13 protein-coding genes are annotated in these 15167 nt (G+C 69.8%); 8 read left to right on the top strand and 5 right to left on the bottom strand.

The features are described 5' to 3' along the window. The first annotated feature begins 47 nt into the window (after positions 1–47). Both ACQ859_RS29010 and ACQ859_RS29005 read left to right on the top strand, forming a co-directional pair. Entirely contained in the window at positions 48–2030 is a 1983-nt protein-coding gene (locus tag ACQ859_RS29010) for a biotin carboxylase N-terminal domain-containing protein (protein ID WP_431263882.1), read from the top strand. A 243-nt stretch (positions 2031–2273) separates the two neighbouring features. Next, on the top strand, positions 2274–3185 hold the full coding sequence (locus ACQ859_RS29005) for a hydroxymethylglutaryl-CoA lyase (protein ID WP_431263881.1): 912 nt from the start codon (positions 2274–2276) through the stop codon (positions 3183–3185). Positions 3186–3237: 52 nt separating this feature from the next. Here the strand turns inward: ACQ859_RS29005 and ACQ859_RS29000 are convergent, their stop codons facing one another. Beyond that, a complete protein-coding gene (locus ACQ859_RS29000; RefSeq protein WP_431263880.1) occupies positions 3238–3684 on the bottom strand; it encodes a VOC family protein in 447 nt (148 codons plus the stop codon). 152 nt (positions 3685–3836) lie between these two features. After that, a complete protein-coding gene (locus tag ACQ859_RS28995; protein WP_431263879.1) occupies positions 3837–4388 on the bottom strand; it encodes a hypothetical protein in 552 nt (183 codons plus the stop codon). 163 nt (positions 4389–4551) lie between these two features. Here ACQ859_RS28995 and ACQ859_RS28990 point away from each other — a divergent pair, with 163 nt between their 5' ends. The 3 genes from ACQ859_RS28990 (at position 4552) to ACQ859_RS28980 (ending at position 6832) form a co-directional block, all read left to right on the top strand. Then, the gene (locus ACQ859_RS28990; RefSeq protein WP_431263878.1) at positions 4552–6042 is read left to right on the top strand and encodes a hypothetical protein; all 1491 of its coding nucleotides are present in this window, start codon (positions 4552–4554) and stop codon (positions 6040–6042) included. Beyond that, positions 6032–6325, top strand: coding sequence for a hypothetical protein (locus tag ACQ859_RS28985; RefSeq protein WP_431263877.1), 294 nt, complete (start codon positions 6032–6034; stop codon positions 6323–6325). The genes ACQ859_RS28990 and ACQ859_RS28985 overlap by 11 nt, the downstream gene beginning before the upstream one ends. Before the next feature lie 201 nt (positions 6326–6526). Then, a complete protein-coding gene (locus ACQ859_RS28980; RefSeq protein ID WP_431260497.1) occupies positions 6527–6832 on the top strand; it encodes a DUF883 family protein in 306 nt (101 codons plus the stop codon). A 117-nt stretch (positions 6833–6949) separates the two neighbouring features. On the opposite strand, the gene ACQ859_RS28975 is transcribed toward ACQ859_RS28980, so the two are convergent. Further along, the gene (locus tag ACQ859_RS28975) at positions 6950–9286 is read right to left on the bottom strand and encodes an EAL domain-containing response regulator (RefSeq protein ID WP_431263876.1); all 2337 of its coding nucleotides are present in this window, start codon (positions 9284–9286) and stop codon (positions 6950–6952) included. A 164-nt stretch (positions 9287–9450) separates the two neighbouring features. Between ACQ859_RS28975 and ACQ859_RS28970 the strand changes: the two genes are divergently transcribed. Both ACQ859_RS28970 and ACQ859_RS28965 read left to right on the top strand, forming a co-directional pair. After that, a complete protein-coding gene (locus tag ACQ859_RS28970) occupies positions 9451–9858 on the top strand; it encodes a phage holin family protein (protein WP_431263875.1) in 408 nt (135 codons plus the stop codon). Then, positions 9855–10277, top strand: coding sequence for a hypothetical protein (locus ACQ859_RS28965; protein ID WP_431263874.1), 423 nt, complete (start codon positions 9855–9857; stop codon positions 10275–10277). Before ACQ859_RS28970 ends, ACQ859_RS28965 begins: the two co-directional genes overlap by 4 nt. Positions 10278–10283: 6 nt before the next feature. Here the strand turns inward: ACQ859_RS28965 and ACQ859_RS28960 are convergent, their stop codons facing one another. Together ACQ859_RS28960 and ACQ859_RS28955 are read right to left on the bottom strand one after the other, a co-directional pair. Beyond that, entirely contained in the window at positions 10284–12797 is a 2514-nt protein-coding gene (locus tag ACQ859_RS28960) for a YgiQ family radical SAM protein (protein WP_431263873.1), read from the bottom strand. 100 nt (positions 12798–12897) lie between these two features. Continuing rightward, complete coding sequence (locus ACQ859_RS28955) at positions 12898–13692, bottom strand: TetR family transcriptional regulator (protein WP_431263872.1); 795 nt, start codon at positions 13690–13692, stop codon at positions 12898–12900. Between the two features lie 272 nt (positions 13693–13964). On the opposite strand from ACQ859_RS28955, the gene ACQ859_RS28950 reads away from it, so the two are divergent. Beyond that, complete coding sequence (locus tag ACQ859_RS28950; protein WP_431263871.1) at positions 13965–15161, top strand: efflux RND transporter periplasmic adaptor subunit; 1197 nt, start codon at positions 13965–13967, stop codon at positions 15159–15161. Positions 15162–15167: the final 6 nt, after the last annotated feature.

Below are 15167 nucleotides of genomic sequence, written 5' to 3'. Positions count from 1 at the left end.
GCCACAAGCCGCGACGCGCCGAGGACCCGAAACATGAGGAGACACCCGTGTTCAAGAAGATCCTGATCGCCAACCGCGGTGAAATCGCCTGCCGCGTCGCCGCCACGGCACGCCGTCTCGGCGTGAAGACCGTCGCCGTCTATTCCGACGCGGACGCGGATGCGCGCCACGTGCAGGCCTGCGACGAGGCGGTGCGCATCGGCGGTCCCGCGCCGCGTGACAGCTACCTGCAATGGCAGCGCATCCTCGAGGCTGCGAAGGCCACGGGCGCGCAGGCCGTCCATCCGGGCTACGGCTTCCTCAGCGAGAACGAGGAGTTCGCGCAGGCCTGCGCGGACGCGGGACTCGTGTTCATCGGCCCGCCGCCGTCGGCGATCCAGGCGATGGGTCTGAAGGCCGAATCGAAGCGCCTGATGGAGCAGGCCGGCGTGCCGCTGGTACCGGGCTATCACGGCGCGGATCAGGATCCGGCGCTGCTGCGTCGCGAGGCCAATCGCATCGGATTCCCGGTGCTGATCAAGGCCAGCGCGGGTGGCGGTGGCAAGGGCATGCGGGCGGTCCACGCGGATGAGGAATTCGACGCTGCGCTCGCGTCCTGCAAGCGCGAGGCGATCAACAGCTTCGGCGACGACGCGGTGCTGATCGAGCGCTACGTGCAGCGCCCGCGGCACATCGAGATCCAGGTCTTCGGCGACAGCCACGGCGATTGCGTCTATCTGTTCGAGCGCGACTGCTCGGTGCAGCGTCGGCATCAGAAGGTGCTGGAGGAAGCGCCGGCGCCCGGCATGACGGCCGACCGCCGCGCCGAGATGGGCGCCGCGGCGGTGTCGGCCGCGAAGGCGGTCGGTTACCAGGGCGCGGGGACCGTCGAGTTCATCGCGGAACAGGACGGCCGCTTCTACTTCATGGAGATGAACACGCGGCTGCAGGTCGAGCATCCGGTGACGGAGGCGATCACCGGCCAGGATCTGGTCGAGTGGCAGTTGCGCGTGGCGGCCGGCGAGCCGCTGCCGCTGAAGCAGGACCAGCTGCGCATGCACGGCCACGCGATCGAGGCCCGCATCTGCGCCGAGAACCCCGAGGGCGGATTCCTGCCCGCGACCGGCACGCTGTCAGTGGCGCGCTGGCCGGCGCATGAGGCGTTCCAGCGCGCGGACGTGCGCATCGATTCGGGCGTGGGCGAGGGTGATGCGATCAGCCCGTTCTACGACTCGATGATCGCCAAGCTGATCGTCTGGGGCGAGACGCGTGAACAGGCGCTGGCGCTGCTGGACGCGTCGTTGCGCGACACGCACATCGTCGGGCTGCACACCAACGTCGCGTTCCTGCGCCGCTGCGCGGCGACGGCGTCGTTCACTAAGGCCGACCTGGACACCGCGCTGATCGAGCGCGAGAAGGCCGTGCTGTTCGGTCAGCCGGGTCTCCCGCTGGCGGAGGCTGCGGCGGCCGTGGTGGCGCACACGCTGGCGGAGGAGGCGCTGACTGAATCCAGCGATCCATGGAGCCGCCGCGACGGCTGGCGCATGTTCGGCGCGGCGCAGCGCCGCTTCGAACTGGACGTCGACGGCGAGCACCACCAGGTGCTGCTCGCGCGCCATCATCACGGCAGCCTGTCGCTGACGGTGGGCGGCGAATCGATCGCACTGGCGTTGCGCTCGAAGGGGCCGGAGCAGCATGAGCTCTATCTGGGCGAACGTCGCGTCACCGTCTCGACCTACAAGGTCGGTGAGCAGGTGGCGGTGTTCGGCGCGCACGGCTCGGCGCTGGTGACCGAGGTCGATGTCATCGCCCACGCGGGCCAGGGTCAATCGGAAGCCGGTCGCCTGACCGCGCCGATGCCGGGCAAGCTGGTGGCGTTCCTGGCGCAGCCGGGCGACGCGATCACCAAGGGCCAGCCGCTGGCGGTGATGGAAGCGATGAAGATGGAGCACACCATCACTGCGCCGCGCGACGGCGTGGTGGCGGAGTTGCTGTTCGCGATCGGCGACCAGGTCGGCGACGGCGCCGAGCTGCTCCGCCTGCAGGCGTGAGGCCGCTGGCCCTCACCCCCGCCCTCTCCCGCAAGCGGGAGAGGGAGTGAGAGTGCACCGAGCTGACCTGGCAGCTCCCTCACGGAGCGAGAGGACGGCGGCAGTGCTTCAGCCCTCTTGCCCCCTCTCCCGCTTGCGGGAGAGGGTAGGGGTGAGGGCCAGCGGCGGTGGAAGTACTGAAGCCATGATTTCCTCTCCCGCAGGTCGGGAGACGGCAGGTCAAAGGATCCAAAGGACAACGTCATGACCCCATTGCCCACCCGAGTCACTCTCGTTGACGTCGGCCCGCGCGACGGCCTGCAGAACGAGAAGGAGAACGTCGGCACGGCCGACAAGGCCAAGCTGGTCTCGCTGCTGCAGGACGCCGGCCTGAAGGAGATCGAGGTCACCAGCTTCGTCTCGCCGAAGTGGGTGCCGCAGATGGCGGACAACACGGCGGTGATGGCGGCGATCGAGCGCCGACCCGGCGTGCGCCACAGCGTGCTGGTCCCCAACACGAAGGGCCTGGAGGGCGCGCTGCCGACCAAGCCGGACGAGATCGTCGTCTTCGCGGCCGCGTCGGAGGCCTTCTCGCAGAAGAACATCAACTGCTCGATCGCCGAGAGCATCGAGCGCTTCGCGCCGGTGGTGGCCGCGGCGCACGAGGCCGGCATCAAGGTGCGCGGCGCGTTGTCGTGTTCCGTCGGATGCCCGTACCAGGGCGATGTCTCGGCCGATGAGGTCGAACGCGTCGTCCAGCTGATGAAGGCCATCGGCGTCGACCACCTCGGCGTGGCCGACACGATCGGCGTCGGCACGCCGCGCAAGGTCCAGGCCGCGATGGAGCGGGCGCTCAAGCACTACCCGCTGGTCGAGGTCAGCGGGCATTTCCACGACACCTACGGCCAGGCGCTGACCAACATCTACGCCTGCCTGGAGATGGGCATCCACACCTTCGATGCGAGCGTCGCCGGCCTCGGCGGCTGCCCGTATGCGAAGGGCGCGACCGGCAACGTCGCGACCGAGGACGTGGTGTTCCTGCTGAACGGCCTGGGCATCGAGACCGGCATCGACATCGACAAGCTGGTCGACGCGGGCGCGTTCATCTCCGGCGTGCTGGGTCGTCCGCCCGTGTCGCGCGTGGGGAAGGCGATCCTGGCGAAGCGCAAGGGCTGAGTCGACGGGGGTGCACGGCGCGATGCCGCGCGCCCCGGCCAGCCGGGAACGCTCAGCCCCTGATCCGTTCCACGAACCACCACAGGTGCCCGCCGAGGTCGAGCACGCCGTAGCTCTTGTCGGCCCAGTATTCGGGGCCGTAGTCCTCGATCTTCGGTTCGTAGACGATGGTGGCGCCGGCTGCGCGGGCATGCTCGCAATGCGCGGCGGCGTCGTCCACGTAGACCATCAGGCTCTGCGTGTTGGCCCCACCCACGCCCTTGGGGCTGCGCAGCGGAATGCCGAAACGCTGCGAGCGCTCCCCCTCGCCGCCTTCGCTGACCATGATCAGCGCTTCACCGTAGGTCAGCTGGCTGTGGACGACCGAGCCGTCGTCCCCGTCGACCCGCAGTTGCACCTCGAAGCCGAAGGCCTGGCACAGCCAGGGGATCGCTTCCGCGGCGCTGTCGTAGAAGACGGCGCTGGACAGGCGCGGCCAGCCGGCGGGCGTGGGTTTCATCGCAACTCTCCCTGTGGCGCTTCTGCTCGAAGCGAGCGTTCAGCATAGGCGATCGGAGGCGAGATGCGCGGTGAGTCCACGTCACGCGCAGGTCGGCGGGCGGTGGTTGCCGATGACGCCGTCGCCGCCACCCTCGTCGAGGCGCCTGAGGATCAGCCCGCGGTCAGCGTCCGCGACACGCTGTCGCGGAACTTCGCCGCGCGTTCGGCGTCGGACTCGACCTCGATGCGCTCGCAGCAGAGGTCGATCCACTCCATGAAGCGGCTCTCGGTGTCGGCCTGCCGTGCCAGGTCCCGCAGTTCGCCCTCGCGGCCGGCCAGCATCCGGGTGACGAGGTCCAGACCGAAGAACTTCGCGGACACGAGGCGTCGCGCCCGATCCTGCGCGGCGCGTGCCAGCGCGGCGGCTTCTAGCACTTCGGCTTCGTGGATGACGTCGACGCCGGTGACGACGGGAGGCGCCTTGACGGCGGGCGGCGGCACGACGATGACCGGCACTTCGACCAGCCCCTGGTCGACCAGCCGCGTCAGGCCGTCGTCGCCCAGCCCGAGCCCGCGACCGAGCCGGCGCAGTTCTTCGGCGTCGCGCTTGCCGTCGACGGTGATGAGCAGCGCGCGCAGCGCGGGCGGCAGCCGGCGCTGCCCTGGGGCGAGCAGCTCGCGCGCCAGTTCCGTCTTGCGGGGAGGTGTTACGGATGCTTGCATGGCGGGCGGATCTTGCGGAGCCCTCATGCACGCTTGATGACAGTCAGGCGTAGGCCTCCCACGCTTGTGCATTGCCGCACGGGCCGCCGATGCCTACGATCGATGCTTTCCGTCCAGCGTTTCCGGACCGAGAGCCGGAGCGGACCGCCCGAGGAGGACCCCCATGGACAAGCTGGTCATCGTTCATCGCGGCGCGCTGCGCGCCAAGTACGGCGCCCCGGCGCTCACGAAGATCGACGCGGCGCTCAAGGCGCTGGTCGCCGCGGACAAGCGGCGCGGCATCGACACGCTGGTCGTGGCCGTGGACCTCGCCTCGGCGATGAAGCCCTACGACGTCGCGCCCGTGCCCGCCCGGCCTGATGCGAAGGCGCTGAAGGCCGTCATCGATGCACTGGCCCACGCCCGTCTGCCGCACTACTTCGTGCTGCTGGGCGGGCCCGAAGTGCTGCCGATGGTCCCGTTGAAGAACCCGGCGCATGGCGGCGAACTCGGTGATTCGGACGCGCTGGTCCCCAGCGACCTGCCGTATGCCTGCGAGGCGGCCTACTCGACCGACCCGAACCGCTTCCTCGGGCCGACGCGCGTCGTGGGCCGGCTGCCCGACCTGCCGGGTGCGACCAAGCCGGACCTGCTGCTCCAGCTGATCCGCGCGGCCGCCCGCCACAAGGGCCTGCCGCGCGAGGCCTTCGCCGACAGCTTCGGCCTGTCGGCCGAGGTCTGGCAGGGCTCGACACGGCTCAGCCTGACCAATACCTTCGGCAATGCGGACCGGCTGCATCTGTCGCCGCCCGGCGGCCCGAAGTGGGCCAAGGCGGACCTGGCGCCGCGCATGCACTTCATCAATTGCCACGGCGCCGAGGACATGCCCGAGTACTACGGCCAGCGCGGCGAGGACTTCCCGGTGTCCATGCGCTCGGCGCTGCTGCGTGACCGCGTCACCGCCGGCACGGTCGTCGCGGCCGAGTGCTGCTACGGCGCGCAGCTCTTCGACCCGGCGCTCGCCGACGGCGACTGGCCGATGGCGCTGCGTTACCTGGCCGACGGGGCCTGCGGTTTCCTCGGCAGCACGACCGTCGCCTACGGCCCGAGCGACGGCAACGGCTCGGCCGACCTGATCTGCCAGTATTTCCTGCAGCGCGTGCTGGCCGGCGCGTCGCTGGGCCGGGCCCTGCTCGAGGCGCGGCAGAAATTCGCCGGCGAGCGCACCCACCTGGATCCGATGGACCTCAAGACCCTCGGGCAGTTCTACCTGCTGGGCGATCCGTCCCTGCAGCCGGTGGCGGGCCCGGGTCATGCGCTGTCGCGCACGAAGGCGTTCCGCAAGGCCTTCGCGACGGTCGAGGACCGCGGCGTGCGCGGCCTGCGGCGCGAGCGCCTGGAGCGGGAGGGCCGGAACCTGGCGCGCTCCTTGCCCCGTCTTCAGCCCACCGACACGGTCCCCGCCAAGCCGGTGGCCGACGCTGTGCGGCCGATGCTCAAGGAGTCCGGCATCGACCCCGACCACTGCACGCCCATCAGCTACCGCATCGCGGGCGCGCCCGGTCAGCGCACGGTCCACGTCTACAAGGGGTGGGTCGATCGCCGGCTGCTGGCGCTGATCGCGACCGAACAGGACGGACGCCTCCTTCACGTGAGACGCATGCATGCCCGCTGACGCTGACGCATCGACTCCGGACGGCCCCACCGAGCGGCTGTGCGGCCGCCTGTGTCGGGACCGTGTCGACAGCGGCAGCAAGAGCGAGCGCGTGGCGCTGCTGCTCGCGCTGGCCGGCGGGGAGCGCGTCGCGCTGCGCCGGGCCGGCGCCAATCCTTTCCGCGATCCGGAACTGGAAGCGCTGGAGGGTCAGGTCTTGATCGTCGAAGGCGAACGCCGTGAGCGTTATTTCCTGGTGCGCCACTACCGCGTTGGCGACGACGATGACGCCTTGTCCGGATGACCTTTCTTCTGGCATGCGACCACCCGGGAGCGAAATCTGCCGGAGGGCAGGGCAAGGCCCGCGCATCGGCAAGACCGCGCGCCGCGGTCGGACACCCGTCAGGGCGACTTGCCGAGCACTGCTCGACAGACGTACAACCGGATTCCGGCCCGCGCCGATGCGCTTTCTGATCCCACAAACCGACCAAAAGGAGTAACGCTCATGGCCAAGACCTCTCCCTCCGACCGCCTGCTGAATGACTTGAACCAGGTGGTGACCGACGCCGAATCGCTGCTGCGCGCCACGGCCGACCAGACCAGCGCCGGCGCCTCCGAGCTGCGGGCCCGTGTCCAATCGACGCTGGATCGCGCCAAGTCCAGCCTGGGCGATTTCCAGTCGGTCGCGGTCGAACGCGCGAAGGCCGCCAGCAAGGCCACTGACGACTACGTGCACGACAACCCGTGGCAATCGATCGGCGTGGCGGCTGGTGTCGGCGTGCTGATCGGGCTGCTGTTGAGCCGCAAGTAAGCGGGCAAGGAATCGACGACGGCAGACCTGCCGCCGTCGATCGGCGACCTCGTCATCGTTGGCGGGTCATGGGCGGTGGAGGGGCGTTGACCGCCACTCCGCCTCCGCGCGTGCCGCTCAGCGGCCGCTGTTGACCGGCGCGGCGCACGGCGCCGCCAGCACGGTCGGTGCGGTTGCCGTCGGCGGATCCGTTTCCCAGGACTTGGGCGCGGCCAGCCAGCGATCCAGCTCTTCCGCCGGCATGGGCTTGGCGAACAGCCACCCCTGACCTTCATGGCACCCCAGCGCCAGCAGATGCTGGCGTTGTTCCTCGGTCTCGATGCCTTCGGCGACGACCCGCATGCCGAGGCTGCACCCCAGGTTCACCACCATCTGCGCGATCGTCGCGCCGGCGGCGGAGCTCTGCGCCTCGCGCACGAACGCGCGGTCGATCTTGAGCCGCTCCACGTCCAGGCGCCGCAGCTGACTCAGCGAGGAGAAGCCGGTGCCGAAGTCGTCGATCGCGACCGAGGCGCCCGTCCCGCGGATCTCCGCCAGCACGCGCAGCACCGCCGAGACCTCTTCCATCGCCATCGATTCGGTGATCTCCAGCTCCAGCGCGGCGCCGGGCACCTCGGCGTCGGCCAGCGCGCGGCGGACCGTGTCGATGAAGGCGGGATGGCGGAACTGTGCCAGCGAGATGTTCACCGCGATGCGGAAGTCGATGTACCCGGCGTCGCGCAGCTGGCGCACCTGGCGACAGGCGGTCCTCAGCACGAATTCGCCGATCGGCACGATCAGCCCCGACTGCTCCGCCAGCGGGATGAACTGGTCGGGCGGCACGAACTTGCCCTCGTCGGTGCGCCAGCGCAGCAGCGCCTCGGCGCCGATGACGCGGTGCGTGGCCAGCTCGACCTGCGGCTGGTAGACCACGAAGAGACGGCGCTCCTCGAAGCTGGCGCGCAGGCCCTTGAGCAGCTTGAAGCGCTCGCGTGCGTCGACGCCCATCTCCGGCGAGAAGTACTGCGACGCGCCGCGGTTGCCCGCCTTGGCGCGCTTGAGCGCGATCTGCGCGTCCAGCAGCAGCTCCGACCCGAGCGCGCGCGACTGGGCCAGCCGCACCAGGCCGGTCGTGGCCGACAGCTGCAGCCGCTCGCCGGCGACGGTGAAGGGGTCCTCGAAGGCCGTGCCGATGCGGTGGCCGTTGACCATGTCGTCCGGCCCCAGCAGGCCGAAGGCGTTCGACGAGATCCGCGCCATCGCCGTGTTGAAGCCGAGCCGCTGCGCCAGCCGTTGCGACACCGCCTGCAGCACCTGGTCGCCGAAGCGGTGGCCGAAGGCGTCGTTGACGTCGGCGAAGTCGTCCAGGTCGATCAGCGCCAGCGTGATGCCTTCGGGCGACTTGAGGTTGTGCTCCAGCAGCTCGATGAAGCGGGTGCGGTTGGGCAGCTGCAGCAGCGGGTCGTTGTAGGCCTGGTCGGTCAGCTGCGTGTACAGCATGACGTTCTCGAAGCCGACGGCGATGTTGGAACAGAACGCGCGCAGCAGCTGGCGGTCGAGTTCGTCGAGCTCGCGCTGGACCTCGACCAGCGCCGCCATCGCGCGTCCGCTGGGCAGGCCGAAGAACAGGACGGTGCAGCCGTCCTCGTACAGGTTGTGGCCGACGGACAGGCAGCGCGCGAGCAGTTCGCGGATCTTGCCGGCGGGCACGGCGTGCAGCGGGCGGTTGATCAGCGAGCTGTACTGGCCGGCGGCCGCGATCACGCGGGTGTCGCCATTGGCGTCGCCGCTGCCGTGGTTGGGGGCCTGCACGCAGACCAGCCCCTCGGGCAGCGTGCCCAGCAGCGCGCACAGCTGCGTGACCACGCCTTCGGCGAAACGGTGCAGGCCATGCTGGCGGCCCAGCTCGGTGCTGGCCTCGACGATCATCTCCAGGCCCTGCCGGTTCGCCTCGAGCGCGCGGATCTGCCGGTACGACCGGATCGCGGCGGTCAGCACCGTGTAGAGCCGGGTGCGGGTCAGCTCCGACTTGGTCTTGTAATCGTTGATGTCATAGGCCTGGACCGTCTCGATCTCCGGCGCGTAACCCGGCTGGCCGGTGCGCAGCACGATGCGCACGGCGCGCTGGCGCAGCTCCTCGCGGATGTGGCGCACCAGTTGCAGGCCGGCGTCGTCGGACTCCATGACGACGTCCAGCAGCACGACGGCGATGTCGGGCTCGTGACCCAGCATCGAGCGGGCCTCGGCGGCGGACTTGGCGTGGAGGAAGGTCAGCGGCTGGCCTTCGACCAGCAGTCCCTGCATCGCGAGCTCGGTGGCCTTGTGGACGTCGGTGTCGTCGTCGACGATCAGCACGCGCCAGGGCCTGCGCGCTTCGAGGGACTCATCGGCCGCGTGCTCGGGGTCGTCCAGGAACTGCAGCAGGTCGTCGTCTTCGACGACGGCGGAGTGCGGCGTGTGCTGGCGATCAGGCATTGAATGGACCTTGTCAGGCCGGCGGCGCGGGGTCCGCGCAACCAAGCGTTACCGCACTGTAGCCCAAGGCCTGTGGGCCGATCGGACAAAGAACGCCCTCGTTTCCCCCGATTCAGTGATAGCTTTCGCACACTGCGGGGATGGACACAGAGGGGAAACAATCGATGGAATCACGCGACCCGGGGCTCACGGAACGGCTGCGGCGAGTGGCCGATCGGGCGCTCGAACTGGCCCGCGTGCGGCTGGAATTGCTGGGCGTGGAACTGCAGTCGGAGCTGCTCCGCCTGTTCGGCGCGTTGACCGCGCTGCTGCTGGCCTTGCTGCTCGGCGTGGCCGCCTTGCTGATGCTGGTGTTCGCCGCGCTGCTGTGGGTGCCTGACGTGTGGCGGGCTCCGGTGGGCGCCGGGTTGGGGGCCGCATTCCTGATCGGCGCAGCCGCGTGCTGGCTCTGGGCGAAGCGGCAACTGGCGGCGGGCAAGCCGTTCGCGGCGAGCGTCGCGGAACTGGCACGCGACCGGCGCGCGCTCGAGCCCGACGACGGCCAGCCTGGCGACCGGAGGGCGCAGCCGTGATGTGGGGCGACGCGCAACAGCGGCTTCAATTGCGGCAGCTCGAACTGCAACTGCGCAGCGCCGAGCTGCGGCTCGGCTTGCGGCACGAGGTGAGGGGGCTCGAAGGCCCGATGCGCTGGGTCGACCGCGGGCATGCGTTCTATCGGCTGGCCGGCAGCCTGCCGCGTCTGTGGCGGACGGTGGCCGCGCTGGCCGCGGCGGGCGGCCTGGCAGGCCTGATGCGCGTCTTCCGCCGGCACGAGCCCGGGTCGGGCGACAGCTCGCCGGGACGGATCGCCCGGCTCTGGGCCTGGATCAGTCTGGGCTGGAAGGTCTGGCAGTGGGTGAAGCCGGCACCGTCGGCCGAGTCGCCGACGGCAGCCCCGTCGACGGCAACCCCGTCGACGGCGGCCCGATCGACCCCCGCGGACGATTGCTGATCCGCTTCAGCGCGGGCCGCGCTTCGCGTCGGCCTTCGTTCCTGTCCGTGCCCCTGCCTTGGTTCCTGACCTTGTTGTCGACCCCGGCTTGACGAAGGGTGACGACGTCGGACGCGCGCCGGCGCCGGCAGGGCGCTGCGGCGTCCGGGCCGAGCCGGTCTCGCGCGGCGGCAAGCCGGTGTGCTGGGTCAGGATCTGGCCCGAACGCGGCTTGTTCGGCGCGACCTTCTCGCCGGCCTGCGTCGAGTTCTTGCGGCGCGCCGATTCGTAGCCGCCATCGGTCGCCGGCTGGAAGGTCGGGATCAGGTGGTGCTTGCCGTTGCCGATCAGGTCGGCGCGGCCCATGTCCTTGAGCGCCTCGCGCAGCAGCGGCCAGTTGTTGGGGTCGTGGTAGCGCAGGAAGGCCTTGTGCAGGCGACGACGGCGCTCGCCCTTGACGATGTCGACCGGCTCGCTGTCGCGGGTCACCTTCTTCAGCGGGTTCTTGCCCGAGTGGTACATCGCCGTGGCCGTGGCCATCGGGCTCGGGTAGAAGGTCTGCACCTGGTCCGCGCGGAAGCCGTTGCGCTTGAGCCAGAGGGCGAGGTTCATCATGTCCTCGTCGGCCGTGCCCGGGTGCGCCGCGATGAAGTACGGGATCAGGAACTGCTTCTTGCCCGCCGCCGCGCTCGCCTGCTCGAACAGCTGCTTGAAGCGGTCGTAGGTGCCGATGCCCGGCTTCATCATCTTCGAGAGCGGCCCGCCCTCGGTGTGTTCCGGCGCGATCTTCAGGTAGCCGCCCACGTGGTGGGTGACCAGTTCCTGGATGTACTCCGGCGACTCGATCGCCAGGTCATAGCGCAGGCCGGAGCCGATCAGGATCTTCTTGACGCCGCGCAGCGCGCGGGCGCGCCGGTACAGCTTGATCAGCGGACCGTGGTCGGTGTGCAGGTTCGGGCAGATGCCGGGATAGACGCAGCTCGGCTTGCGGCAGGCGGCCTCGATCTCGGGGCTCTTGCAGCCGATGTGCCACATGTTGGCGGTGGGGCCGCCCAGGTCCGAGATGATCCCGGTGAAGCCCTTGACCTTGTCGCGGATGTCCTCGATCTCGCGGATGACCGAGTCCTCGCTGCGGCTCTGGATCACGCGGCCTTCGTGCTCGGTGATCGAGCAGAAGGTGCAGCCGCCGAAGCAGCCGCGCATGATGTTCACGCTGAAGCGGATCATTTCCCACGCCGGGATCTTGGTGGCGTGGTCGTGGCTGCCGTTCTCGTCGGCGTAGACCGGATGCGGGCTGCGGGCGTAGGGCAGGTCGAAGACGTGGTCCATCTCGACCGTCGTCAGCGGAATCGGCGGCGGGTTGAACCAGACGTCGCGGTCGACGCCGCCCGACGAATGCCGCTGCACCAGCGCGCGGGCGTTGCCAGGGTTGGTCTCCAGATGCAGCACGCGGTTGGCGTGGGCGTAGAGGACCGGATCGCTCTTGACCTGCTCGTAGGCCGGCAGCCGGATCACGGTGCGCTCGCGCGGCGTGACCAGCGCGCGGCCGTCGGTCTTGGACAGCGTCTGGCGGATGATCTTGATCGGCTTGATCTCGGGCATGCCCGGCTGCGCCGCAGCACCTGCGGAGACCGCCGAGGCGGGAGCGCCAGCCGCGCCGGCCGCACTGGCCGCTTGCGCCTGTTCCTGCTGCTTCGAGCAATCGGTGCCCTGATCGGCCGCCGCTTCCTCGGTGGTCATGTACGGGCTGAGCAGCGCGTCGATCTTGCCGGGGGCGTCGACGTCGGTCGAGTCGATCTCGAACCAGCCGTCCAGCGAGGCGTCGTCCGGCTTGCGCATGAAGGCGGTGCCGCGCACGTCGGTGATCGACTCGATCGGCTTCTTCTGCGACAGGCGGTGGGCGATCTCGATGATCGCGCGCTCGGCGTTGCCGTAGACCAGCAGGTCGGCTTTCGAGTCCACCAGGATGGAGCGGCGGACCTTGTCCTGCCAGTAGTCGTAATGGGCGATGCGGCGCAGCGAGGCCTCGATGCCGCCGATGATCACGGGGACGTCCTTGAACGCCTCCTTGCAGCGCTGCGTGTAGACCAGCGTCGCGCGGTCGGGCCGCTTGCCGGCGGCGCCGCCCGGCGTGTAGACGTCGTCCGAGCGGATCTTCCGGTCCGCCGTGTAATGGTTGATCATCGAATCCATGTTCCCGGCCGCCACGCCGAAGAACAGGTTGGGCTTGCCCAGGGCCCGGAACGCGTCCGGCGAGTTCCAGTCGGGCTGCGCGATGATCCCCACGCGGAAGCCCTGCGCCTCCAGCGTCCGCCCGATGACCGCCATGCCGAAGCTGGGGTGGTCCACATAGGCGTCGCCGCTGACGATGATGATGTCGCAGCTGTCCCAGCCGAGTTGCGTCATCTCCTCCCGCGACATCGGCAGGAAGGGGGCGGGACCGAAGCGTTTCGCCCAGAACGGGCGGTACGAGGTCAACGCCTTCTGGCCGGTCTTCTTCAGATCGGACAGCGGACGGGTGGGCGGGGGTGCGATGGACACGGCGGCGGCTCGGGCGTGGGCAACCGGGTATTGTCGCCGCAGCCTGGGGTTGACCCCAGGGCACCCTGCATAAATACAGGGCTTTCCAACGGAAAGGCGTTTATTCCCGAGGATGGATGGGAGTTGCCGCGTCGCCGGCGGCCGTGCCGTCCGTCTGCGCGGTGCCGGGGGCGGCGTCGGCCAGCGGGTCCCGGCACGCGTCACGGCCCGCCTCGCAGACCGGCTGCCGGCCCAGCGCACCGCGCTCGGCGGCCGTCAGCGGCGGGAAGCGGTTCGGCACCACCACCGTCAGCGAGGACAGGTAATGCTCCAGCCGCGCCTGGCCGACCACGATCAGGTCGAAGGCCTCCGGATCCAGGATCCAGTGATGCAGCAGCCCCCCGATCAGCGCCATCAGCCCGATGGCGGCCTGGTGCGCGTCGACCTCCGGGGGCAACTGGCCGAGCGACTTGGCGCGCTCGAAGGCCTCGCGGTTGTGCTCGGTCCATTCCCGGTGGGCGGCGACCTTGCGGCCGCGGATCGACGCCATCTCCCCGACGAACTCGACCCGCAGGTTGGCGATCTCGAAGGCGCGACGCGTGCGGGCATTGAACGCTGCGCAGTGCATGACGTTCATCAATCTCAGGCGCAGATCGTCCAATGGCCGGTCCGGCCCGGGCGACACCGAGGGCTCGAAGTCCTCCTCCAGCGGCATGGTGGCGCGTTCCATCATCGCGTTGAAGAGCTGGACCTTGTCCTCGAAGTGCCAGTACACGGCGCCCCGGGTCACGCCGGCGGCCTGCGCGATGTCCTGCAGCGAGGTGCGCGAGACGCCGCGCTCATGGAACAGCTGCTCCGCGGCGTCCAGCAGACGGGCGCGGGTTTCCTGGGCTTCCTGTTTGGTTCGACGAGCCATGCGCCGATTGTAGGAGCACATGGCAGAAACATACATGCATGAATGTATGTATATACTGCGCCACTTTGGTCGAACCGTACCGATGCCGTACGTCGTGACGGTAGGGCCGCGGTTTGCCCTGTCCGCCCGGCCGTCCAAGCCGGGCCGACCCCCTGGATCTGCGAATCTGCACTTCGAATCTGTACTGCGAGAGGAATCCCATCGTGATGTCTACCCCTCTGACAAAAGCAACGCCGGGGTCGGAGCGCCCGAGCCTGAAGGCCGGCGCGCGCATGCTTTATCTGCTGCCGCTGGTGATCTCGATCGCGGCGGTGCTGACCGCCTGCGGCAAGGACGAGAAGGCCGCCGGTGCGCCGGGTGGCGGCATGCCGCCGGCCAACGTCGGTGTCGTGACGGTGGGTGAGCAGGCGGTCGCGCTGCAGACCGAACTGCCGGGGCGCGTCGAGGCGCTGCGCACCGCGCAGGTCCGCGCCCGCGTCAACGGCGTGATCCTGAAGCGCCTGTTCACCGAAGGTTCCGAAGTGAAGGCCGGCCAGGCGCTGTTCCTGATCGATCCGGCGCCGTACCAGGCCCAGCTCGACAGCGCCAACGCCAACGTGGCCAAGGCGCAGGCCAATGAGGCCCAGGCCTCGGCACAGGCCGCGCGCAACAAGCCGCTGGCCGACGCGAAGGCGATCAGCCAGCAGGAATACATCACCTCGGTCGCGACCGCCAAGGCCGCCGCGGCCGACGTGGCCGCCGCCAAGGCCGCCGCGGTGCAGGCCAAGCTGAGCCTGGACTACGCGCATGTCTACGCCCCGATCGCCGGCCGCATCGGCCGCGCGCTGGTGACCGAAGGCGCGCTGGTCGGCGCCTCCGACGCCACGCAGCTGGCGCTGATCCAGCAGGTCAGCAGCGTCTACGTGAACTTCACGCAGTCGGCGAATGAAGTGCAGGCGATGCGCCGCGCGCTGGCCGCCGGCCAGTTGCGCAGTGCAGGCAACAACGCCGCGCAGGTCGAGATCGTCGGCGACGACGGCGCCGTGCTGCCGCGCACCGGCAAGCTGCTGTTCACCGACCTGACGGTCGATCCGACCTCGGGCCAGGTCACGCTGCGCGCCGAAGTGCCCAACCCCGACAGCGCGCTGCTGCCCGGCCAGTACGTGCGCGTGCGCGTGGCGCAGGCGGAACTACCGTCGGCCATCCTGCTGCCGCAGCAGGCGGTGACGCGGGGCTCGGCCGGCGACACGGTGCTGGTGGTCGGTCCCGACAACAAGCCCGCGCCGCGCAAGGTCAAGATCGGCAACGCGATCGGCAACCAGTGGGTGGTGCTCGACGGCCTGAAGGCCGGCGAGAAGGTCATCGCCGACGGTTTCCAGAAGATGTTCGTGCCGGGCGCGCCGGTCAATCCGGTGCCGTTCAACCCGGCCAGCGCCGCCTCCGGCGCGGCGTCCGGCGCAGCGCCCGCCGCCTCCGCGGCGAGCCGCTGAGCGCCT

The sequence above is a fragment of the Roseateles chitinivorans genome, from assembly GCF_050632235.1.
Lineage (GTDB): Bacteria > Pseudomonadota > Gammaproteobacteria > Burkholderiales > Burkholderiaceae_C > Roseateles > Roseateles chitinivorans_A.
The sequence above is the reverse complement of the archived record's forward strand: the minus strand, read 5'-3'. Positions and strand labels throughout refer to the sequence as shown.

What these genes read in the sequence shown, in the direction of transcription:
- ACQ859_RS29005 (WP_431263881.1), top strand. Translation starts at nt 2,274, where the DNA reads ATGACCCCATTGCCCACCCGAGTCACTCTCGTTGACGTCGGCCCGCGC.
- ACQ859_RS29000 (WP_431263880.1), bottom strand. Translation starts at nt 3,684, where the DNA reads ATGAAACCCACGCCCGCCGGCTGGCCGCGCCTGTCCAGCGCCGTCTTC.
- ACQ859_RS28995 (WP_431263879.1), bottom strand. Translation starts at nt 4,388, where the DNA reads ATGCAAGCATCCGTAACACCTCCCCGCAAGACGGAACTGGCGCGCGAG.
- ACQ859_RS28990 (WP_431263878.1), top strand. Translation starts at nt 4,552, where the DNA reads ATGGACAAGCTGGTCATCGTTCATCGCGGCGCGCTGCGCGCCAAGTAC.
- ACQ859_RS28985 (WP_431263877.1), top strand. Translation starts at nt 6,032, where the DNA reads ATGCCCGCTGACGCTGACGCATCGACTCCGGACGGCCCCACCGAGCGG.
- ACQ859_RS28980 (WP_431260497.1), top strand. Translation starts at nt 6,527, where the DNA reads ATGGCCAAGACCTCTCCCTCCGACCGCCTGCTGAATGACTTGAACCAG.
- ACQ859_RS28975 (WP_431263876.1), bottom strand. Translation starts at nt 9,286, where the DNA reads ATGCCTGATCGCCAGCACACGCCGCACTCCGCCGTCGTCGAAGACGAC.
- ACQ859_RS28970 (WP_431263875.1), top strand. Translation starts at nt 9,451, where the DNA reads ATGGAATCACGCGACCCGGGGCTCACGGAACGGCTGCGGCGAGTGGCC.
- ACQ859_RS28955 (WP_431263872.1), bottom strand. Translation starts at nt 13,692, where the DNA reads ATGGCTCGTCGAACCAAACAGGAAGCCCAGGAAACCCGCGCCCGTCTG.
- ACQ859_RS28950 (WP_431263871.1), top strand. Translation starts at nt 13,965, where the DNA reads ATGCTTTATCTGCTGCCGCTGGTGATCTCGATCGCGGCGGTGCTGACC.